Genomic DNA, 18,937 nt, shown 5'->3' with positions numbered 1-18,937 from the left:
AATGTAATATGATTTTAAGGCCTATACCCATACAAGAATTCAAACATAAAGAAACATACAAAACCTATAAGTAAAACAGGAACCACACTAATTCCCAAATACACACGATGTAGGGGCTTTTTTAGTTTTTTGAACCAGTTATAATATAGTATGAAAAAAAGTATGCAGACAGGTATAAAGAACACAGCAGCAAATAGATCTGTTAATCTTGAATTTGCATCCCAATACTCGTCTGGAACAGGAGTATGTACATACCATTTATCGGCTAAACGAGTTTGAAGATAACTAAAAAGTAATATTCCTAAAGAATAGTAGACACCAACTAACCACTTTAACCATTTTGGTAAGTAAGACTGACTTGCAATAATACACATAAGCACTAATATAAAAAATACTGAAACGCCGTAACTCATTTGTAACCTCCAACAAAATTTAAGTTCCTAACGACAAAATATGAGTAATTTTACCATATTAGTTTATAAGTGTATATATTAGCTTTGAGGTAGAGGATACAGAATTTTAATATAAATTCTCATGCTCTTTAGAAGAAACGCTCCGTATTCCTGTAAAATAATAAAGTAAATAACCTAAAACATTAAGCCCTACAAATATAAAAATCCATCTAATTCGTAACCGTTTTTGATGGTGAGCATTAATAATTGCCCAAATAGTGAACAGTGTCCAGTAAATAGCTCCACCCATAAATATTACAATTACCTGTAATTGATCAAAACTTCTACTCTCTATTAGTACAAACCATTGTTCATTTCCATTTCCAGACGTGGAAGAATCCACCCCTAGCCATTTTGGAGCCCAAATCGTTCTTTGATATTGAAAATCTGGATTCTGTGATTTCCAATGATACTCACCAGAATTTTGGCTAACACTTCTTATATCTTTTGAATTATAGATAGTGACTTCAGATATATAATTCGTATCCTCTACTAAAGTTTCAATTTTCCTTTTCATACTGAAGGTCATAACGTCTTTATTTTCTAATTCCTTAGATATTAATGTACTTGTTTCAGATAATCCTTGAGCAGTTGAATCGTCAATTTTCCAAAGAAAACTACCCATTGATATTGTTAATATTAAACAGACTATTGCTATGTAAAGCACACGCTTTGCAAATATTTTTTGTATCTCAAACAATTGTCCAATAACAGCGCGCATTTCTTTTTCTTCACCAAACCGTTGAATTGCAATTGTAATAGCTTGTTGTTCTGTTTTTCCTTCTTCTTTTAACTCCTGAACTGATTCAAACAAATGATTTTTCATTTCTGCTTTTAATTCGTCGATTTCTTGTTTATCTCCGTCTACATTTAGATACATAGAATCCACAAATGCTTCTATTTTCTTCACTTAGTTCCTCCCCATAAAAACGAATCCATCATTTTCTTTATAAATTGCCATTCTAAACGCTTATCTTCAAAGCCTTGCTTACCTAAGGAGGTAAGCTTATAATACTTTCTTCTTCCGCCAGGACCTTGCTCACTACCCCAGTAAGAAGAAATCCAATTATTCTTTTCTAATCTCTTTAAAGACAAATAAAGAGTTCCTTCTTTCAGTTCAAATTGTTCATCACTTTTTTCTCGAACAATCTTGGCCAATTCATAACCGTACATATCCCTTTGATAAAGTAACGACAAAATCAACGTATCAATATGACCCTTTAAGATCTCTCTGCTAATTTCCAAATTTTCCACCTCTTAGTTGATTATAAAAAATAATACCTTTTATTACAAGGTATTATTTTTTATAATTACCATAATTAAGATTGTCGGAAATAACCAAAGTTGTAATAAGTATATCTGCTCTAATAAAACAATAACATTTTTAATCTTTTCTAGAGGACGGAATCTATGAATGAAAAATCTAAAGTTAGTTAGGTTCAAGTAATATACTCTATGCATCCTTGATTAGGATAATAAAGCTTATCTGTAGTAATTAAAAAGAAGACCATTAAAATGGTCTTCTCTTTAATTACTCTATGTATTTCTAAATTACATACTAATTTTTATTTAAATTGAAGTGAGCAATCTCTTCTCCATTTTCTGAGACAACAAGTGTAGATTTTAAAGCATTTTCCTTTATTCTTTTTAACTCCTCTTTAGTAGGTATAGAAGGTAGTTTATTCCCCTGTTTATCTGTACTTAAGTTATAATAAATAGTAAACTTTCCAGTACCATGAGCTGGAATCTCCTCTATTCCTTGGCCCCCTCCTATTTTGCTCTTGTTAACGTTATAAATGTTAGATCCTACTGTATCTTCTACAACTGATAGTAATTCTTGATTAGGTTTTATTTTTAGTTTTATCTGGTTCAAGTCTTCATTAGATATAGATTTATTAGAATTGTTCTTTACTACAAACGTATAGTATAACACCGTGTCCACAGTTGTTTGATTCTTACCTTCTCCTATGGTTCTAACAGTTACTCCTACAAGGTCTTTGTTATTAGTTATTATAGCGTCTGCTTTTGAAAGCTTTATATCTTTTGAATTAGAACAAGCTGAAATAATAAATAACAACAGCACAAAAAATACAATATTTTTTACTGATTTCATTTTTTCTTCTCCCTATAAATTTGATTGTCATATTTTAAATGAACCATACAATTATTTCATAAAATAGAAAAAATTGAAATGAAATCTTTGTTTTTAAGCGAGTAATATATACATTCTTATTTACCCTAATGTGCGCTCTGGGAAGTTTGAATTAGTTTTACACTTTAGTAATTTAAATTTAAAAATAAATGTTACCATTAATAACACAAAAAATTCCAGGAGGTATTTTAAATATATAGGTCTAAGTAAAAAAGATAGTGACGTGTTTATTAAAGCTTAAAAAGTAATAACACTAATAATTTGAAGGGATTAGAATTATGAAAAGATTATTATTTATTCTTAGCATTGTAATAATAGTCCTTATTATAAATGGATGCAGTAATAACTCTGTAAAGGGAATCAAAGCAGATTACGTTGATATTGGTTTAGGGCAAAGTTTATACGAGGGAGATAATAAAGTTGAGCAAGAAAGCGCTCAATCACTTGTTAATTCTTATAATCAACTTCAATACATAGGACAAACCAACCAACAACTGAATTATGATAAGGCAATATCAATAATATTTGTCTATCATGATAAAATTTCGGGAACTTTAATGATAGATGATAAGGGAATTTTTCATACAGATGATAGTACAAAAAATTATCAAATTGCTTCGAACAACAATACATATGAACAAGCTTTAAAGATATACAAAGATTTGAAACAGAAGTATTAAAATCATGGAATATGAAAGCAGAAATTAAGGATTCTCTTTTAGATTCTTGTATCACAAATAATGTTACTAATCATGTAAAATAAAAGTGGCAACTTCTCATACTAAGCTGTCACTTTTTATAACCTTCAACATATATTTGGCCTTTATAAAAAGATACGCCTATACTTAACATCCCTATATACACCGGTGTTAGAGTATATGTTTAACTATTCCTTTCTAGTTAACATAAAACGTATTACCGGCACTTAAAAGAACAAGCAGCTTAATTTAAACTGCTTGTTCTAATCTTTATCATCATCTTTAAAAACTTATCCAATATAAATTGGTCACAGCAATCAAGCCAAAAGATATAAAGCCCGCAACTTTTACAGGATGAGTAATTTTATATTCAATAAAAGGGTTAACTCTTCTTATCACCTCTGCAAAGAGTAAAGTACCTATGGATGCTAAAACTAACCCAAACAATAAAGCGTTATCTTTTAGCTTAACGAAATCAAAAATTAAATAAATAAGAAAGATCCAGAGGTAAGCTAAAAACACATTTAGAACAATAGATAATAGAAAATCTGTATTTTTCATAATTTACTCCCCTTACAATTTTTTCTACTTACTATAATTTTATCATAGTAAGTTCTCTTTATATTTCTAAATAAAGGGTGAGAAATTAATGAATATAATATAAAAAGCCAGTTAACATACAAAACATTATCGGCATCAAAAAAGACCTTAAAGTTTAAGGTCTTTTCAGTGCATATATCTAAAGATTTATATTTGTAGTCCTTTTCTTTCCTGTATGTAATCTATCAGCATTTGGCGTTCTTCCTCAAATAACATTTTTAAGTTACTAATCTCTGATAAAGGCTTCCAGCAAATATCTAATATCAACTCATCTGGATCTTGAAATTTCCTTTCTCCGCCTAACAACTCCACTTCAAAATACTCAATATGGACATTTACATTATAGGTGACCGTATCACGTTCACATATCTTATCAGTGACCGCGACCTTGTATCCCGTTTCTTCCCAAACCTCTCTTATACAGCATTCTTCATATGTCTCAGAGCCTTCTATACCACCTGAAGGTACTGACCATAGTTCTGTTTGATTCGGCTTCTCCTGAGCTACCATTAATAGTTCGTTTTTATCATTTATACAAATTGCAGCAGCGCCTCTCCACTTAGTCATTTGGCCTTCACCTCTTTTACAAAATTATACAAATTTATTTTAACACAAGAAGATAAGAATACCTTAACTATTTAAACACTATATATATCCATTTTTCCATAATATTACTTATATGTACTTAATACTTCTGAGATACCTCTTTAATCTATATGATATAATTAACAAAAATAGGAATCTAAAAAGGAGATGAGCCTATTGTCAGGAGGTATTATACTGGGTATTATCATTGCATTAATTATATTTCTAGCTATGGCTAAAACAGTAAAAGATACCCAAAAAGACCATGAGAAAAAGAGACGTTAACTTTATAAATACCATCCATAGAGTTAGTTTACATATAACCCCTTATCGGCACAAATATGACAAAGAAGCGTTACTAATTTAATTGACGTAATATATTAGTCGTATATCGATAGATATAATATAATGAAATAAAAAAGGGAGAAATATCCAAGATGAAAAAACGCTTGTTAAATGGGGGCATCTTCATTGGGGTTATTATTATTTTAGCTATCAGTATACCGAGAATAACAAATAGTGAAGCACGCTATTTAAGTTCACCAGAAGAAGAGAAAAAGGTAGCGCATCTTGAAGGGGATTTCAGAAAATGGTCACTTAGACCACTGGATAAATTTATGGTGCAAGGTTATCAAGCAAAACCGAATGGACACGATTGGAACAGTGTGAAGCAAAAATCAATAAAAAATTATCGCGTTACATATTACACCTTTTTTGGTATCCGTTATATGGAGGTAGAAGTTAGTTAAATCTAATGTTGAATATTTAAATGGAGGGGTAGAAAAATGTTTATAATTGAAGCTATTATAGGTCTCATTTGCTTCTTTATTATCAATATTTTATACGATACGTATATTACTAAAAGAAGTAGTTCTTTTATACAATTAGGTGTCATTTCAGTGGTCCAAACTATTATTACAATGAGTATTTACAGCATTGTGTAAGGATCTTGAACTACTTTAAGACTCGTACATAATAGAATTTTATACCCCATACATTTTCATTTATCATAATCACAGTTATCGACATAAAAAGTGCTTGGATAATTGTTATCCAGGCACTTCTAAATTTAATTATGTATTGCTTTTCTTTTTTATATTTTTACCTGTATAAATAGAATTAACTATCAATATTAGAGTTCCTAAAAGCCATCCTACAGCAGGAGAGTACTCAAATATATTTTTCATGGCCATCCCTAAAGAAATAGATGCCATTCCTAACATTAGTAAAAGTACAGTAATACCTTGTTGTCTTTGCATATAAATCACCTCAATTGCTTTTTCTTCTTATCAATTATTTTTCACGTTGCTGCTCTCTTTGTCCTACAATCCAAGCTAAAGATAAAATTGAAATAGTTAAAACTACTGCAGTTAACATACCTATATAAACCTCTTTTTCCTTATAATTACATTGTAACATACAATCAAAATAGAATTTAAGGCTGTATATCATATATAAAATTAGTTGACATAATCACAATTCTCGGCAACCATTTAAAAAAAGGAGCAAATCAAAGTTTGATTCGCTCCTTATAATCTTCTCTCATATCTAACGTGTAAAATTCTACAACGTTATCTTCAGTATCCTTAAAATACAACCTTTTTTCCTTTTGCATATTGATATTAACCTCTTCTATAACCTTATGGTCAATATTAGCACTGTTCAATACTTTAATAGCAGAATCAAAGTTCTCTGCTTTTATATGTAAAGCGAAATGTATATGAACGCCACCTTGATCATAGAGTCCCTTCCAGTTGGAAATTGGTTTTTCTTTTTTTATTTTGTCTAATGCTGAAAAATTTCTAGGAAGCCAGAGACCTAGCCTAGTATGTCCCCCTATATATAACCAGGTTGCTCGAATTTCTTCTTTATTACTTTCGCTAAAATGGCCATTTTCATATCCCCACTATTCCACAATTGGAAAACCCAATTTATTAGACCAAAAATCTATTGCTCTATCCATTGATTTCACTTGTAAAACCAATTCTGAAACTCCTTCAAGATTAAGCTTCATATCCATCCCCCATTCGTTATATGTTAATTAAATAATAACAAAAATAGAAATTTTTAAATCATACCTAATGATGAATGAGGTTCATACTTTAGCCTAAGTTTTATTTACATAATCCATATTCCGGGTAGTAACGCTAAATATTAATGGCCACGTCTATTATTAAATATGGCCATTATATGTACATGAAAATTATTGATTATGAGTGTATTCTGTTTAAGATTGTTGCCCTGTTTGTAGTGAAAAGTATATAATCTTGCTTCTTAGTTTTAATAAAAATTCGATCAGTCGTTCCATATGGAGAACCTATCCGGATCGCATCAGCTTGTTTACCGCCATACGTATCGTCTTCCGTAACTTCAATAATATCTTCTAGTGCAATATTAAATTTAGCAAGTTGCCATTTTATGATTAATTCTTTTTCTGTTTTCTTAACATCGATTCCCACTGTAAACATATAAACATCCCCTTTTTTCCTTATAATTACATTTTAACACATTATAAAGAGAGGGAAATAAATGAATATCATATGGAATGCTAGTTTACATAAACACACTTACGTTAACTTACTTTACCCTTATATGTTAAAATGTGGTTATATATTAATAACATAATGAAGGGGAAAACAAATATGGCTTCATCCCGTAATCTTAAATTAATTTTACTAAGTTTATTAATCATAGTAGGATTTAGTAGCTATTTTTTATATAACAGTAACAATTATAAGATGCTATCTAAAAGAGAAATTAACGATTTCATAGAGCATAAAAGAAAATCTAACCTATCTATTCTTAAAAAGGAGAATGTAAAAGCTAAGCCAGATCCTCATGCTCTTATTTTATATAAAGATAATACTAAATTAGGTACTTACATCCTTACAAAAAGCAGACGAGGAATTGAAGAGTACAAGGGAGTGGAAGTACCAATAGACAAAACCTTACCAATACAGGTTACAGGAGCCTTATCAGGGGTTCCATATCTCGGTATATATATTACAAATAATAAATTAATTAAAGAAGGAAAATATATAGAAATGGAATTTGAAGATGGAACAAAAGTAAGAAAAAAAATATCTTTAAATCAAAAAGGATATATTCTTTCAGAAAAAACCACTCCTGAAGTACCCAGAGAATCTGTCCAGGTCTCAGTCATAAAAGATAACCAAATTTTATATACAAATGAGTATTAAATAACTGTCAATCTGTACATTACATACAATTTTAGTTCACATAGCAGGTATTATCAGAAGCCGAAAAGACCTGAATCACTTAGAGACAGGTTCTTTTTGGTTTGAATATATAAATTCTTTTACTTCTGTGATTGAGAGACCTAATTGATAAGCTTCTTTCATAAGAGCTATCCATTCCTGATCAAGCTTACTATCTTCTTTTAGCACTCACAATTCCTCCAACTTTCCTAATCGGAATTAATCTGACTCTAACATTTAATAATAAAACATTAGAAATTGATATTATTTATTCAACATAATTTTTCAAATTCCCTTCAATATAAGTCCTTTTATGTAATTAATTAGAATTTAATGTAGAAACTTTGAACAAACTACTCATGATGTGCAAAAACATCAAAACTAACTTCTAATTATGTCACAGAAAAAACTACTGGTCCCTGATGAGCCGGTAGTTTTTTCTGTTTTTAAGCTGTATATAATATACATGTGTAGTTAACATAATGTGTGTTCTAGACACTCTTAACAAAAGATGAAGCTCATCTAACAAAATTGTAAGCCCGTCTTACATTATTGTTAGGTGAGCTTTATTAAATCTCGTATTATAATTATTTATAGAAATTATTTACAATTAACTGAAGGGATAAAATATATTGAAGGTGAAAAAAGACAATCAATCTATTATTATGTTTGTCGTTTTAGGAATTTCTGCTTTTTACTACTTTATTATTAAAAAAGAAGCTTGAGATGAATACAATATACAACTCCAGTTAAGGATAATGTAAGATAAATTAATTATTAATTTGTAGAAGATTATCTGTACTTCTTTTATATGGATATAAATTCAAGGAGGAAATATAAATCATGGATTTATTTGAAATGAATGTCGATTTGTTTAGAACGATTAATAATCTTGGTAAGGAGTATACTTATTTAAATAATTTTTTTATATTTATGGCTGAATATATGGTTTTTGTCCTTGCCTTTATCGCTTTAATTTTCTGGTTTACTAGGAGAGAGGGGAACAGGATGATGATCATTTCAGCTACTATTTCTTTTATTTTAGCTGAGATGATGGGAAAAATTGCTGGAACGTTGCATTCAAACAACCAACCATTTGCTGAATTATCTAATGTAAATAAATTAATTGAGAAAGCAGTAGACAACTCTTTCCCAAGTGACCACACTATTTTGTTCTTTGCATTCTGTATGACTTTCTTTATGTATCAAAAGAGATGGAGGTACATATGGATTATGCTTGCCCTTGTTGTTGGGATCTCTCGTATTTGGGTAGGTGTGCACTACCCTGCTGATGTTATAGTTGGAGCAATAATTAGTATCTTTTCGACTTTTATTGCCTCTTTTATTGTCTCTCGTCTTAATATTATAAGAAAACTATTATGGCTGTATGAAAAAGGGGAACAGCAGATTTTACCTACGAGAGACAAATCTAGAGAATTATAATCTAATACCATGTAGTAATCAAATATATTTAAGATTAAAAATCCTTATACCCCCATGTATAAGGATTTTTTAGTATCTATAAAGCACATTATGGTAACTAACTTTGTATAAGTCATACATTTTCAGTTAACATAAAGCTGCTTATACGCAACTATTATTATCAAACTAAAAAGGTTATCAGTATTTTAAAATGAATACATAAGATAGCTATAAAAAATAATAGATGAGGTGAATATATGGCTACTTTCGTCCTCTGTGATGGAGCTTTTGGTGGAGCCTGGGCATGGAGAGAAGTTGAAAAAGAACTAACAAAACAAGGGCATGTAGTTTTTTCATTAACTTTAACTGGATTAGGCGATCGAAATCATCTTTTAACACCTGATATTAACTTAGAAATCCATATTACTGATGTAGTAAACACCATACTCTTTGAGGATATAAACAACATTTACTTAGTAGGGCACAGCTACGGTGGTGGGGTTATTATTGGTGCTGCAGATCAACTACCGAATAGGATTTCCAAACTCATCTTTTTTGACGCTCTAATACTTGAAGATAATCAATCAATTAATGATCTATATTCAGAATCATTCGTAAAACAAACAAAAGAGATTGTTCAATCAAAAGGAGAAGGATTCAGACTTCCAAAACCTGATAGTGGACCGATCTATAACACAGATCATCCTTTTAAAACATTTGAACAAAAGATTAAATTAACGAATAAAGCAGAACTGAGACAAATTCCACGTGCATTTATTAATTGCACCCAAAAGAGTAGTCATCCTGTTCTGGAGCCCATCAATAAATTTGCTGATAGAGCTAAACAAGAAAGATGGGAATACATTGAAATTTCGGCCGGACATAATGCGCATTGGGAAAAACCGGTTGAATTAGCTAAAATATTTATAAATTTGGCTGGTAGGAACGCTGTATACGATATACAACCGTAGTCAACATAATGTGATTTATCGGCAGCAAGAAAGAGATTGGGTCAATTGATCCAATCTCTTTACCAGTTATACCAAATGAAAATCCCAGCTATTATTAAAGGAACACAAGCCATCAATACTCCATAAAAGGAGAACTCGAATTTCTCTGGGTTACCCATATAAGACCTCATCCCTGCTCTATCTAGGCTGGGCTTTTCAATTTCTGATTCCTTTTTCTCCTTGTCAGACATACTAATCACTCCTCCACAGATAATAATATTACTATTAATTACTATTTTATCAGAAAGTGGATTCAAAAGACGTTGTATACCATATTCATTTTCAGTTACTATAATGTGATTTATCGGAAATAAAAAAGGCTAAATATCTCTACATAAGATTTATGTAAAGATATTTAGCCTTTTACTAACTGCTCTTAAAATTTAATACCTATCTCTTCAAAAGAAATTCTACTCTCAGATAGAGCTTCCTCATCTTCAGCTTCAATCATTAGAACTTCTTCTTCAGTAAGTACAATCGTTTCTGAAGGTTTACTAATTTTTCTTTTGAAAAGAGATTTTAATAAGTGTACCTGCTTTTCGCTTAAATCATGGTACTCTTGTAATTCATCTATCGCTGATTCGATTTCCATCGTTTCTTTATTTAACAAAAATCCTCCATGTTCAATCATTGCATGGAATGGATCTTGAGAATAAACATCCTCCTGAATACACCAAAAAGCAGTAGTGATAACAGGAGCTATATTTCCATCTATTTCATCCAACAAATATTGGAGAGCTTCTGATTCTGCCAACTGTTGAACTTCCTGTGGTGCTTCTTTCAAATAATCTAAAGCGTCTTTATGCTCATCAATGCGATCACTATTATCATTACGAAAAGCAGCTACACAATAATGTTTGTTAAATGTTATAGTACCCCTTCCACCCTGACTATCTTGCATACTATAATTATCTCCATCCCAAGAATGTTCGTTTGCAAATTCAGGATATTGAGCAACCGATATTGCATGAGCAATAGAAGAAAGCATACACCCTTGCCAAATCTGAGTTTTGTTCCAATTTATTTTTTCCATAAGCTCTTATTCCCTTCACAATTACAAAAAATATAAATCATTTCATACTGTTTAATTGTATATGAAAATCACCCCAAAGCATTATGTATACTCTATACAATCATAGTTACATAATGTGATTTATAGAAAGTCGAAATATAGTAGAAATAAGTAAGAAATTAAAAAGCTTTCTATTCTTCTATAAAGCCATAGTTATTAAACATAAACTCTCCATCTTCTTTAACAAGCTTGTAAGTCCCATTTTTAAGGTGTGTTACAATTTGGTGAAACCATTTCTCTAAACTATCTGATACAACCTGACGTTCTTCCCAATCGTGCCAAAAGGTTATAATTTGGCCCCGTTTTCCACCTTCAGCTGGATCTAAGTCAATACATATATAGTCACCTGTGGTATTAGTTACTATAGGGATCCAAAGGGGGTTCCACCAGAACTCTCCTTTAACCGGTCCAACAGGTTCTACTTCTTCAAAATCTTCAAACTCACCACAATCAAAAAGCTCCTTCATTATCTGCCAACCATGTACTATTTCATCGAGAGATAACAAGTCGTAATTGCCTATAACCCCTACACATTCACTCTTTTGCCCATTGTGCATGAGTAAAAGGTCTTTAAAACTCTCTGGAAATTCTAACCCCATTATCTTTTCAGCCTGAGCAATTTCCATTTTAGAAGCTGCCGCATTTAATATATCTTTACTTTCTAAATAGTTTAATTCTAACCATTGTTCAAATTCATTCCAAAGCTGCTTCATATTCCTATTCTCCTTACAAATGTATCTAATTTTGTTTGATATAACTCTTAAGTTCTAATTTTACATGAATTATATAGAACATTTTTAAACAAAATTATTTATTTCATTCCCAATACTCCATGTATTTTTGGCCACCATAATGTTACTTACGAGAACGAATTAATACTAACTTAGCTCTCTGACTGATATTATTGATAAAAACGATATTAATAGATGGAGAGACATCATGGAAAACACTATTTTAAATATGGCAAAATCATTCATAGAACGAGCAAAGTTGTTGAGTGAAGAAACCTTAGGTAGAACTGCAACAGAAGAAGAAATTAATTTGTTAAAGCACAAATTTGGTTCAAAGCTTCCAGATTGGTATTGTTTTTTAATTTCTGAACTCCCGTTAATTCATATGGAAATTGGGTGGCAGGCCGATGAACCTGAGGATGATTATGATGGTGTACAATATATTGAAATTTTAGCTCCAAAAGATATGATAGATGAATCCTATAATGCATATCCCGGCATTCCCATTCTAAATAAGGGATATATATGTATTGGTATTGATCCTTCTGGATCAGGGGATCCGTATTTCATTAACTTCAATAATCCTGAGTATCCAGTTTTTCAAATTTACCACGATTCAGGAGATCAATCTGAAGAGATATTAAGTAGAGGTAGAGAAAAGGTTACCGATTCTTTAAGAGAATTGTTCGAAAATGGAATTATTTTAGAATGAATACCCCATACATTTTTAGTTAACATAATACCTCTTTCCGGAACACACGAAAAAAGAGAACCCTTGGTAGGCAAGGATTCAAAGTTTGTTGTTCGAACGGGATATGCAGCTTTTTATACATCCTTGATATAACGGGGTTTACCTGAAAAGATGAATGACCGGAGGATGCATAAAAAGTCTGCCTTTTATACATATGCCCAATCGGAAAAATGTAGTCTTTATAGAAAAATGTGTTATTATTTATTTACTAATATTTCTACCTCATGACAAATATTAGCTGTAAAAAGCAACCTCGCTTGCCAATTGTCGAGGTTGCTTTTTATTTTGCTTTTTTACATAAAGGGCTTTACTAAGCCTACAGATGAAATTGAGTTTAATGTTTAAAAGGAGTATGAATATGAGCAAGTATGATGAAATAGATTTTGAAAAGGTTTCGCTTCAATTGCAGGAGCAAGTTGAACAGGACCCTCACAACGTAAAGCTAAGAAATGAGCTTGCTATAGTGTTTATGGAGACAAATGAATATGAAGAAGCATTTTTTCAACTACAAGCTGCTGCTGAAATTAACCCCTCTGTTCAAACTCTTTATAATTTAGCTTATTTTTATTTTACAGAAGGCAAACCAATTATAGAGGCTACAAGTAATACTAAAGAAATAAGAAGTTCTGAAGAAGATGCAGAAGAGGAATCAATGTTTTCTACATGGGAAATTGCAGATGAAGAAGCATTTGATATAGTAGAAGATTTGTTGAAAAACAAACTTGATCATTACTTTCCCTATAATTTGATGGGGGAAATGTACATAAAAGAAGAAAAGTATGAAGAAGCAATAAATGTATTAAAAAAAGGCAGCAATCTAACACCTTCACTAGAAAATTTAAGTAATCTGGGGTTATGTTACTACAAAAAAGGAATGTTACCTGAAGCTGCTGAATGTTTTCATAAAGCGCACCCACTACGATCCTGTAACAACTATAGTTTGTTTCCGTTACTTAGCTACGGAATTTGTCTAGCACAACTAGGAAGGGAATCAGAAGCAAGAGAAGTTGCAAAAGAATTACTTTTTTTGAGTGAAAAAGAGGAAGAAGCATTAGAAGCTGATATAGCAGAGATATATTATATTCTGGGAGATTATGAAGAGTTTGTTAACATTTACTCTAAGTTAGATTGGGATTTTTATTCAGAAGCATTTCTTCCGACTTATTTTTATTCTTTATGGAAGCTTTCAAAAACAAAAGAAATTGAAGAACTTGCCTCTAAGACTATTCAGAGAAAAGAAAAAGAGATGAAAGAAGTCATTCAAGATCCAGAGGAGGAAGAAGATTTTAAAGAAGAATACGAAGAAGAAACGATGGAAGAGATTACTTTTATTAAAAATGCAGTTAGAGAAGTTTATGAGGGGAAAGCTCCTATTATAGATTATAAGCCTCAAGTAGAAACCAGATGTTATTTGTACGGCTGTTTTAGACATACAAATTCGAACCCTAACTATTTTTCTATATAAGACGCAGCAAATCTTTGAGGTCAAATAGGAAAAATTACTGTTGCAGGTTCTTTTATATGTAAAGGAGGTTTTATATGAGTGAGATTTGGATTCAACAAGAGCAGTTAAATGCGGAGTTTGATGAAATGGTGGGGCACTATGTTCAATTGGAAGGACCTATTGATTCTGTTTACTTTATATCTGAAACAATGGAAAGCGTTGACGATAGGGATGAACAAAGGGAATTCTTATGCGATTTCTTAATTAAGCAGGATAGGTATCCTTTATATCTTACATTCCTTTGTGATGATATGATGGCAGAGGAGTTTGAAGAGGAATTTAATCAATTAGGTATAGAATATAGGTATGAATTATTAGAGGAAAAACAAGCCTACTATACATTTTTTAAACGGGTTACCTATCACCCTCGACGCTTTACTTTACTAATTAAAGACGCGCGTATATTATCCTTAGCATTAGAACATACCTTTTACCTTGCTAATATGAACCAATTTTATTCACTTTCTTACTCTGAAAATATAAGATTTGAGCTCAAGAGAGTTAAGGAATGGGGCAGATGGAAAAACGTATCTACCCCTATTTTTAAAATGGAAGAAGATACTACATTCATAACTATTTTCCATGATGGAGCAGGGTTTTTCTTGTTTTCAAACGAGGATAGATATTCATCCATACAAAAAGTGTGCTCAAGCTTCCCAGAAGACTCAAGAGTAGTACAAATTAATGACCAATTAATAGATTAAGATGAAGAGGTTGAGTTTAGTGTCTTTCAGGTTGTTTCTTATTCTGGGGTTAATAAATACAAGCCCAATAGAATAGCACCAAAACAGTATATGCAACATTCTTTTTTCGTTAACAGAGTATTAAGTACAAGAATAAATTTGTTTCAACGTTTACATATAAATGGTTTAAATAAATGGTAAATATTTAAAAATAAGAAAGTGAGAACAAATGGATTTTATTTTTAATTTTATAGATGAATTTATTGAATCAATCGTTATAATGTGGCTCGTGTCGTTTGTATTAGAAAAACTGGATGTCTATCGGTTAGAAAAGAAGGTTAAATGGAAATTAATCTTTACACTCTCAATTGTAGTAGGGATTATATTTTCAATAATTGACTTATTTTAATAAGAACTTATTCAAATTTAGCTAGTGAGATCACACTTATCCGTAATAGATCGAAGAGAGATTTTCTATTTAAGATAATAACTATTAAATCAGGGGATTAAAAATGAACAAGAGATTAAAAAAGAAAATAGCTAAAAACCAGGAAAAGAGAACAGAAAAGATATTTAAGTACGCTGCTTACGGTGATTTAGGAAAGATAAAGAAACTGTTGGATTTCGGAATAGACATTAATACAAGAGATCAAGGTGGGTATACGATGCTTCATTGGGCCACACAAGAAAGTCATTTAGATCTTATTAGGTTCCTAATATCAGAAGGCTCTAACATTCATTTAAAAGATGAAGAGGGATTTACACCATTGTATATAGCTGCAGGGGAAGGTTATATAGAAATTATTGGATGGTTAATTGAAAATGGAGCAAATGTTGAAGTCAAGAGCAGTGATGGTACAACACCTTTAATTATTGCTTGTTGTTACAATCACAAAGAAGCTGTTGAACTATTATTAAAAAACGGAGTAAATAAAGACACAAAAGATGATGATGGAAAAACGGCTATGTTTTATGCGAAAGAGTATGGTAATAAGGAAATTGCTAATCTTCTAGGGAATTCGGACACTTATTAGATAATTAAGTTTCTTCAATCTGTTTTTGGACTTTTTAGATTAAAATAGGTCTCCCTTTTAATTACGCTTAAACCTAGCTATTGTTCTTTTTATGTTTTTTCAGAATGGAGTAGTTACATGCAAACACACAAGGGAGAAACCCTAGTATGGAAATGGTATGGAGTAAAGGTTCTTTATAAACACATAGTTAGTGGAAAGCCTACTCCAGAGAAAATTGACACAAATTATAATGAACATCAAATATTTGAAGAAAGTATTTTATTAATTAAAGCCCAGTCGTTCGATCAAGCTTACGAACTTGCAGAACAAGAAGCAAAGGGACATGAGGATAGTTATACAAATGTTTATGATCAACTTGTAGAGTTTAAATACATAGAAAGTTTAGATGCTTTCGAGCTATTTGAAGACGAAGAGCTAGCAAGTGGAACAGAAGTATATTCTAGGTTTGTACATACTTCTAAGGGAGAAAAATTCTCTGATTTTCTAACTAGATATTACCCAGAAGTTGTTGAAGGTGAGGAAGAACAGATAAAAAGAAACTTCATCTTAAGAAACCGAGATTTTAACTGAGTATCAATACTAAAAATCTATATATCATATATGGGCCTGGAATACTTAGTCGCTGTTCTAGACAACAAAAAGAAGCGTTTAAAATGGACGCTTCTTTTTCCTCATACAATGTTATACTTCTCTGAGTATTACTTCTAACTGCTCTTTAATATTTGCTTCTAGGTCATATTTTGATAAATCGTATAGAGTTCCTATACCTTTACGGCCTCCACTAAAGTAATACCACAACTGTATATAGTACACATATGCATCCTCTTCATTTGTGAAACCATCGAAGTTTATAGAAACTTGAGAACGATACTCGCCTTCTAGGCAATGATTAGAAGTTAAATCTGGTAACTGGTCTCCATCAATGTCTCTACAAACCCATATTTTTAAATTCTTCTTTCCGTTGCACTCAAATTTACTTGTGTATTCCTTTTCAATAGCCTCACTATATTTTCCGCCTAACTTTTCTAACGCGATTATATGACTTTTTAAGTCTTCATTTATTTCATTTGCTGGTACTTCAACGTATCTATCAGATGCTTCGTCCTGTTGCTTAGCTGTAAACAAAAGTTTAAATTTGTTAAACAAAATCTCACCACCTAATTAAGGGATAATAGGAAACTTCATTTTCTTTATGATAATCTTGCTAAGATTTCTCTACCATGTAAAACCTATAAAAAAGGACATGTGTTTAGTTAGATAAACTGTACAATCGTGTCTTTTTTCACTTTTATATGGTTGCACCAGACTTTCTAGCAAAACTTCTTCAGACATGCCTAAAAGAAAAATGCCTACCCTTTCTCCTTCTACAACAATTCCATCTAAATGGCTTTTCATTAAATAACTCCTTATTCAAAATCACTTTATAAAAGTCCAGCTTTTACACATGTACTATCCTGAACTAGATAGTATTTACAGAAAAAATGATTCGAAAATTATAAAACTAAGACCAAGACCTAAAAAACCTAAAAGTATAGAGGCCATATTAAGTAACCATCTATTATTAGATCTAACAAGCCAAGTTCCAACAACTGCTACAGTTAAGTATTTTGAAAATGTTTCATTAACATGTAAAACTTCAGGTAGGACATAAATGGATAAATAAAAAACAATAACTAATATCAAAGAGTTTCTAATTAAGATGAACAATATAAGTACACTCCATTAAATATTTTCAAATATAAGGTTTTATAACCAAGATTGAATTTGTACATTTGGTCATCCCAGTCGTGACCATGTATTTTACATAAGATTGATTGTATTATGTCAATAATTTCTCTCTTATGGGTTCTAACTTTCTAAATTTCTTATGATAAGATTGCCGTTGTAATAAACTTTCCACTAACTTAAGAGCATCCTCTTTTCGATTCGCTTTTACATAACTATCAATAACCTCAATGTATTGTTTATCATATGGAAATTTCTCTTCTTGAACTAGTTCAAAAGCTTTATCAAAACAAAAAGTAGCATTGTTATAATCCTTCAAATAGAGGTATGTTCCTCCATTTCCAGCATGTAGACCCGCGCGCTCCGCATTGCTCAACCCTGAAAGCTTTAGACCTTCATTTCTAATCTCAAGTGCTTTCTCGTATTCTCTTTCCATTTCTGCAATAATAGCCGCATTATGAAAGTGCTTAAACTTTGTTCGCTTTTTCTTAGGACGAGTGATCTTAAAGATAATCAAAATGACAATTAAATCTCTTATTACTAAAGATGCGTCATAAACGAGGTTCTCAAGGCTATATTTTGCTATAGTCCTATATACTAAATGAACCACATCATAAAGAAGAGAGAAATATAACATATAAAGAAGAAATTTTTTCAATTCGTTCCCGACTTTCTATTATTAAGTTTCTTTATTATACATGATGTATGATAAAATGAGTCGATAATATGACAAATAAAGAAATTTATGGAACTAAACCATTCTATTAAACTACTAATGTCACTAAAAGATTGAATGCGAGGAAATAAGCATGAATGACTATCCTAGAGCAGGCTTAAGATTAAGGAGTGAGCCTGGCGTAGACCCAGAAGTAAGAATAGTGTGCATTAACTTTTGCAAATGGTTAAGAACGCAAATGGGTTTTCCTATCCGAGTTGTTATTTACCTAAAAAAAGATTATCAAATTAAGAACCGAACGACAAAGGAGTTGGTAACAGCCACTTTCTTTGCTCCCTACGAAAAAGATATTGAACCATATATCCGTATTGCTACTGGGGATTATAAAGACTTGATTAGAGAAAGAGGAAAAATAGATGCCTTGTATGCGATGTTAGAAAGCATTGCTCATGAACTTTGTCATTATCAACAGTGGTTGGAAGATAAGGAATTAAAGGAGGAAGAAGCTGAAGAGAAAGGATCTCAACTAGTTGATGAATATGCCGAAAACATTGATTCAATTTTAGATTTCTAACCATCTTCAATAACATTTTATGAAGGCTTGAAGCACCTAGAATATACACT

Annotated in this window: 29 protein-coding genes; 13 read left to right on the top strand and 16 right to left on the bottom strand. The window is 31.2% G+C overall.

Features of this window, described 5'->3' with window-relative positions; genetic code table 11:
• Positions 1 to 14: 14 nt before the first annotated feature.
• The 4 genes from JNUCC25_RS26765 to JNUCC25_RS26750 all read right to left on the bottom strand — a co-directional run bounded on the left by JNUCC25_RS26765 (position 15) and on the right by JNUCC25_RS26750 (position 2,565).
• Positions 15 to 413 (bottom strand): hypothetical protein, encoded by a 399-nt coding sequence (locus JNUCC25_RS26765; RefSeq protein WP_053487885.1) that lies wholly within the window; start codon positions 411 to 413, stop codon positions 15 to 17.
• 106 nt (positions 414 to 519) lie between these two features.
• Positions 520 to 1,362: a permease prefix domain 1-containing protein gene (locus JNUCC25_RS26760; RefSeq protein ID WP_454223359.1), complete on the bottom strand. Its 843-nt coding sequence runs from the start codon at positions 1,360 to 1,362 to the stop codon at positions 520 to 522.
• Positions 1,359 to 1,697 carry a PadR family transcriptional regulator gene (locus JNUCC25_RS26755; RefSeq protein ID WP_013060031.1) on the bottom strand — a complete coding sequence of 113 codons (339 nt, stop codon included), beginning with the start codon at positions 1,695 to 1,697 and terminating at the stop codon, positions 1,359 to 1,361. Before JNUCC25_RS26755 ends, JNUCC25_RS26760 begins: the two co-directional genes overlap by 4 nt.
• A gap of 313 nt (positions 1,698 to 2,010) precedes the next feature.
• A complete protein-coding gene (locus tag JNUCC25_RS26750; protein WP_454223358.1) occupies positions 2,011 to 2,565 on the bottom strand; it encodes a hypothetical protein in 555 nt (184 codons plus the stop codon).
• Between the two features lie 317 nt (positions 2,566 to 2,882).
• Here JNUCC25_RS26750 and JNUCC25_RS26745 point away from each other — a divergent pair, with 317 nt between their 5' ends.
• The gene (locus tag JNUCC25_RS26745; RefSeq protein ID WP_454223357.1) at positions 2,883 to 3,284 is read left to right on the top strand and encodes a hypothetical protein; all 402 of its coding nucleotides are present in this window, start codon (positions 2,883 to 2,885) and stop codon (positions 3,282 to 3,284) included.
• A 300-nt stretch (positions 3,285 to 3,584) separates the two neighbouring features.
• Here JNUCC25_RS26745 and JNUCC25_RS26740 read toward each other — a convergent pair whose 3' ends face one another.
• Positions 3,585 to 3,863 carry a hypothetical protein gene (locus JNUCC25_RS26740; RefSeq protein WP_454223356.1) on the bottom strand — a complete coding sequence of 93 codons (279 nt, stop codon included), beginning with the start codon at positions 3,861 to 3,863 and terminating at the stop codon, positions 3,585 to 3,587.
• A 186-nt stretch (positions 3,864 to 4,049) separates the two neighbouring features.
• Complete coding sequence (locus tag JNUCC25_RS26735; RefSeq protein ID WP_454223355.1) at positions 4,050 to 4,469, bottom strand: NUDIX hydrolase; 420 nt, start codon at positions 4,467 to 4,469, stop codon at positions 4,050 to 4,052.
• Between the two features lie 455 nt (positions 4,470 to 4,924).
• Between JNUCC25_RS26735 and JNUCC25_RS26730 the strand changes: the two genes are divergently transcribed.
• Together JNUCC25_RS26730 and JNUCC25_RS26725 are read left to right on the top strand one after the other, a co-directional pair.
• Entirely contained in the window at positions 4,925 to 5,236 is a 312-nt protein-coding gene (locus JNUCC25_RS26730; protein ID WP_454223354.1) for a hypothetical protein, read from the top strand.
• Positions 5,237 to 5,272: 36 nt separating this feature from the next.
• On the top strand, positions 5,273 to 5,431 hold the full coding sequence (locus tag JNUCC25_RS26725) for a hypothetical protein (RefSeq protein WP_454223353.1): 159 nt from the start codon (positions 5,273 to 5,275) through the stop codon (positions 5,429 to 5,431).
• A gap of 129 nt (positions 5,432 to 5,560) precedes the next feature.
• Here JNUCC25_RS26725 and JNUCC25_RS26720 read toward each other — a convergent pair whose 3' ends face one another.
• The 3 genes from JNUCC25_RS26720 to JNUCC25_RS26710 all read right to left on the bottom strand — a co-directional run bounded on the left by JNUCC25_RS26720 (position 5,561) and on the right by JNUCC25_RS26710 (position 6,955).
• On the bottom strand, positions 5,561 to 5,746 hold the full coding sequence (locus tag JNUCC25_RS26720; RefSeq protein WP_454223352.1) for a hypothetical protein: 186 nt from the start codon (positions 5,744 to 5,746) through the stop codon (positions 5,561 to 5,563).
• Positions 5,747 to 6,393: 647 nt separating this feature from the next.
• On the bottom strand, positions 6,394 to 6,501 hold the full coding sequence (locus JNUCC25_RS26715) for a VOC family protein (protein WP_454223351.1): 108 nt from the start codon (positions 6,499 to 6,501) through the stop codon (positions 6,394 to 6,396).
• Positions 6,502 to 6,697: 196 nt separating this feature from the next.
• Positions 6,698 to 6,955, bottom strand: a complete 258-nt coding sequence (locus JNUCC25_RS26710) for a SunI/YnzG family protein (protein WP_454223350.1) — start codon at positions 6,953 to 6,955, stop codon at positions 6,698 to 6,700.
• A 174-nt stretch (positions 6,956 to 7,129) separates the two neighbouring features.
• Here JNUCC25_RS26710 and JNUCC25_RS26705 point away from each other — a divergent pair, with 174 nt between their 5' ends.
• Positions 7,130 to 7,687, top strand: coding sequence for a hypothetical protein (locus JNUCC25_RS26705; protein ID WP_454223349.1), 558 nt, complete (start codon positions 7,130 to 7,132; stop codon positions 7,685 to 7,687).
• Between the two features lie 75 nt (positions 7,688 to 7,762).
• Here JNUCC25_RS26705 and JNUCC25_RS26700 read toward each other — a convergent pair whose 3' ends face one another.
• Positions 7,763 to 7,894, bottom strand: coding sequence for an anti-repressor SinI family protein (locus JNUCC25_RS26700; RefSeq protein ID WP_454223348.1), 132 nt, complete (start codon positions 7,892 to 7,894; stop codon positions 7,763 to 7,765).
• 654 nt (positions 7,895 to 8,548) lie between these two features.
• On the opposite strand from JNUCC25_RS26700, the gene JNUCC25_RS26695 reads away from it, so the two are divergent.
• Both JNUCC25_RS26695 and JNUCC25_RS26690 read left to right on the top strand, forming a co-directional pair.
• Positions 8,549 to 9,148 (top strand): undecaprenyl-diphosphatase, encoded by a 600-nt coding sequence (locus JNUCC25_RS26695; protein ID WP_454223347.1) that lies wholly within the window; start codon positions 8,549 to 8,551, stop codon positions 9,146 to 9,148.
• A gap of 236 nt (positions 9,149 to 9,384) precedes the next feature.
• A complete protein-coding gene (locus JNUCC25_RS26690) occupies positions 9,385 to 10,098 on the top strand; it encodes an alpha/beta fold hydrolase (protein ID WP_454223346.1) in 714 nt (237 codons plus the stop codon).
• Positions 10,099 to 10,157: 59 nt separating this feature from the next.
• Here the strand turns inward: JNUCC25_RS26690 and JNUCC25_RS26685 are convergent, their stop codons facing one another.
• The 3 genes from JNUCC25_RS26685 to JNUCC25_RS26675 all read right to left on the bottom strand — a co-directional run bounded on the left by JNUCC25_RS26685 (position 10,158) and on the right by JNUCC25_RS26675 (position 11,922).
• On the bottom strand, positions 10,158 to 10,328 hold the full coding sequence (locus tag JNUCC25_RS26685) for a hypothetical protein (protein ID WP_221818468.1): 171 nt from the start codon (positions 10,326 to 10,328) through the stop codon (positions 10,158 to 10,160).
• A 185-nt stretch (positions 10,329 to 10,513) separates the two neighbouring features.
• Entirely contained in the window at positions 10,514 to 11,170 is a 657-nt protein-coding gene (locus JNUCC25_RS26680) for a hypothetical protein (protein WP_454223345.1), read from the bottom strand.
• A 170-nt stretch (positions 11,171 to 11,340) separates the two neighbouring features.
• A complete protein-coding gene (locus JNUCC25_RS26675; protein WP_454223344.1) occupies positions 11,341 to 11,922 on the bottom strand; it encodes an SMI1/KNR4 family protein in 582 nt (193 codons plus the stop codon).
• A gap of 226 nt (positions 11,923 to 12,148) precedes the next feature.
• On the opposite strand from JNUCC25_RS26675, the gene JNUCC25_RS26670 reads away from it, so the two are divergent.
• The 6 genes from JNUCC25_RS26670 to JNUCC25_RS26645 all read left to right on the top strand — a co-directional run bounded on the left by JNUCC25_RS26670 (position 12,149) and on the right by JNUCC25_RS26645 (position 16,482).
• Complete coding sequence (locus tag JNUCC25_RS26670; protein ID WP_454223343.1) at positions 12,149 to 12,652, top strand: SMI1/KNR4 family protein; 504 nt, start codon at positions 12,149 to 12,151, stop codon at positions 12,650 to 12,652.
• Positions 12,653 to 13,049: 397 nt separating this feature from the next.
• Entirely contained in the window at positions 13,050 to 14,156 is a 1,107-nt protein-coding gene (locus tag JNUCC25_RS26665; protein ID WP_454223342.1) for a tetratricopeptide repeat protein, read from the top strand.
• 74 nt (positions 14,157 to 14,230) lie between these two features.
• Complete coding sequence (locus JNUCC25_RS26660) at positions 14,231 to 14,899, top strand: hypothetical protein (protein ID WP_247807232.1); 669 nt, start codon at positions 14,231 to 14,233, stop codon at positions 14,897 to 14,899.
• Between the two features lie 208 nt (positions 14,900 to 15,107).
• Positions 15,108 to 15,287: a hypothetical protein gene (locus JNUCC25_RS26655; RefSeq protein ID WP_108674919.1), complete on the top strand. Its 180-nt coding sequence runs from the start codon at positions 15,108 to 15,110 to the stop codon at positions 15,285 to 15,287.
• Positions 15,288 to 15,390: 103 nt separating this feature from the next.
• Complete coding sequence (locus JNUCC25_RS26650) at positions 15,391 to 15,912, top strand: ankyrin repeat domain-containing protein (protein ID WP_454223341.1); 522 nt, start codon at positions 15,391 to 15,393, stop codon at positions 15,910 to 15,912.
• Between the two features lie 117 nt (positions 15,913 to 16,029).
• A complete protein-coding gene (locus tag JNUCC25_RS26645; protein WP_108674921.1) occupies positions 16,030 to 16,482 on the top strand; it encodes a DUF4288 domain-containing protein in 453 nt (150 codons plus the stop codon).
• A 111-nt stretch (positions 16,483 to 16,593) separates the two neighbouring features.
• Here the strand turns inward: JNUCC25_RS26645 and JNUCC25_RS26640 are convergent, their stop codons facing one another.
• The 3 genes from JNUCC25_RS26640 to JNUCC25_RS26630 all read right to left on the bottom strand — a co-directional run bounded on the left by JNUCC25_RS26640 (position 16,594) and on the right by JNUCC25_RS26630 (position 18,295).
• Complete coding sequence (locus JNUCC25_RS26640; protein WP_108674922.1) at positions 16,594 to 17,058, bottom strand: hypothetical protein; 465 nt, start codon at positions 17,056 to 17,058, stop codon at positions 16,594 to 16,596.
• 69 nt (positions 17,059 to 17,127) lie between these two features.
• Complete coding sequence (locus JNUCC25_RS26635; protein WP_155008227.1) at positions 17,128 to 17,307, bottom strand: hypothetical protein; 180 nt, start codon at positions 17,305 to 17,307, stop codon at positions 17,128 to 17,130.
• 424 nt (positions 17,308 to 17,731) lie between these two features.
• Complete coding sequence (locus JNUCC25_RS26630; protein ID WP_168761505.1) at positions 17,732 to 18,295, bottom strand: tetratricopeptide repeat protein; 564 nt, start codon at positions 18,293 to 18,295, stop codon at positions 17,732 to 17,734.
• Positions 18,296 to 18,446: 151 nt separating this feature from the next.
• On the opposite strand from JNUCC25_RS26630, the gene JNUCC25_RS26625 reads away from it, so the two are divergent.
• Entirely contained in the window at positions 18,447 to 18,887 is a 441-nt protein-coding gene (locus JNUCC25_RS26625; protein ID WP_247807230.1) for a hypothetical protein, read from the top strand.
• The last annotated feature ends 50 nt before the right edge of the window (positions 18,888 to 18,937 follow it).

This window comes from Priestia sp. JNUCC 25 (genome assembly GCF_053667915.1).
The sequence above is the reverse complement of the archived record's forward strand: the minus strand, read 5'-3'. Positions and strand labels throughout refer to the sequence as shown.

Coding starts and splice junctions, on each gene's coding strand:
- JNUCC25_RS26765 (WP_053487885.1), bottom strand. CDS start 413: ATGAGTTACGGCGTTTCAGTATTTTTTATATTAGTGCTTATGTGTATT.
- JNUCC25_RS26750 (WP_454223358.1), bottom strand. CDS start 2,565: ATGAAATCAGTAAAAAATATTGTATTTTTTGTGCTGTTGTTATTTATT.
- JNUCC25_RS26745 (WP_454223357.1), top strand. CDS start 2,883: ATGAAAAGATTATTATTTATTCTTAGCATTGTAATAATAGTCCTTATT.
- JNUCC25_RS26740 (WP_454223356.1), bottom strand. CDS start 3,863: ATGAAAAATACAGATTTTCTATTATCTATTGTTCTAAATGTGTTTTTA.
- JNUCC25_RS26735 (WP_454223355.1), bottom strand. CDS start 4,469: ATGACTAAGTGGAGAGGCGCTGCTGCAATTTGTATAAATGATAAAAAC.
- JNUCC25_RS26730 (WP_454223354.1), top strand. CDS start 4,925: ATGAAAAAACGCTTGTTAAATGGGGGCATCTTCATTGGGGTTATTATT.
- JNUCC25_RS26725 (WP_454223353.1), top strand. CDS start 5,273: ATGTTTATAATTGAAGCTATTATAGGTCTCATTTGCTTCTTTATTATC.
- JNUCC25_RS26720 (WP_454223352.1), bottom strand. CDS start 5,746: ATGCAAAGACAACAAGGTATTACTGTACTTTTACTAATGTTAGGAATG.
- JNUCC25_RS26715 (WP_454223351.1), bottom strand. CDS start 6,501: ATGAAGCTTAATCTTGAAGGAGTTTCAGAATTGGTTTTACAAGTGAAA.
- JNUCC25_RS26710 (WP_454223350.1), bottom strand. CDS start 6,955: ATGTTTACAGTGGGAATCGATGTTAAGAAAACAGAAAAAGAATTAATC.
- JNUCC25_RS26705 (WP_454223349.1), top strand. CDS start 7,130: ATGGCTTCATCCCGTAATCTTAAATTAATTTTACTAAGTTTATTAATC.
- JNUCC25_RS26695 (WP_454223347.1), top strand. CDS start 8,549: ATGGATTTATTTGAAATGAATGTCGATTTGTTTAGAACGATTAATAAT.
- JNUCC25_RS26690 (WP_454223346.1), top strand. CDS start 9,385: ATGGCTACTTTCGTCCTCTGTGATGGAGCTTTTGGTGGAGCCTGGGCA.
- JNUCC25_RS26685 (WP_221818468.1), bottom strand. CDS start 10,328: ATGTCTGACAAGGAGAAAAAGGAATCAGAAATTGAAAAGCCCAGCCTA.
- JNUCC25_RS26680 (WP_454223345.1), bottom strand. CDS start 11,170: ATGGAAAAAATAAATTGGAACAAAACTCAGATTTGGCAAGGGTGTATG.
- JNUCC25_RS26675 (WP_454223344.1), bottom strand. CDS start 11,922: ATGAAGCAGCTTTGGAATGAATTTGAACAATGGTTAGAATTAAACTAT.
- JNUCC25_RS26670 (WP_454223343.1), top strand. CDS start 12,149: ATGGAAAACACTATTTTAAATATGGCAAAATCATTCATAGAACGAGCA.
- JNUCC25_RS26665 (WP_454223342.1), top strand. CDS start 13,050: ATGAGCAAGTATGATGAAATAGATTTTGAAAAGGTTTCGCTTCAATTG.
- JNUCC25_RS26660 (WP_247807232.1), top strand. CDS start 14,231: ATGAGTGAGATTTGGATTCAACAAGAGCAGTTAAATGCGGAGTTTGAT.
- JNUCC25_RS26655 (WP_108674919.1), top strand. CDS start 15,108: ATGGATTTTATTTTTAATTTTATAGATGAATTTATTGAATCAATCGTT.
- JNUCC25_RS26650 (WP_454223341.1), top strand. CDS start 15,391: ATGAACAAGAGATTAAAAAAGAAAATAGCTAAAAACCAGGAAAAGAGA.
- JNUCC25_RS26645 (WP_108674921.1), top strand. CDS start 16,030: ATGCAAACACACAAGGGAGAAACCCTAGTATGGAAATGGTATGGAGTA.
- JNUCC25_RS26635 (WP_155008227.1), bottom strand. CDS start 17,307: ATGAAAAGCCATTTAGATGGAATTGTTGTAGAAGGAGAAAGGGTAGGC.
- JNUCC25_RS26625 (WP_247807230.1), top strand. CDS start 18,447: ATGAATGACTATCCTAGAGCAGGCTTAAGATTAAGGAGTGAGCCTGGC.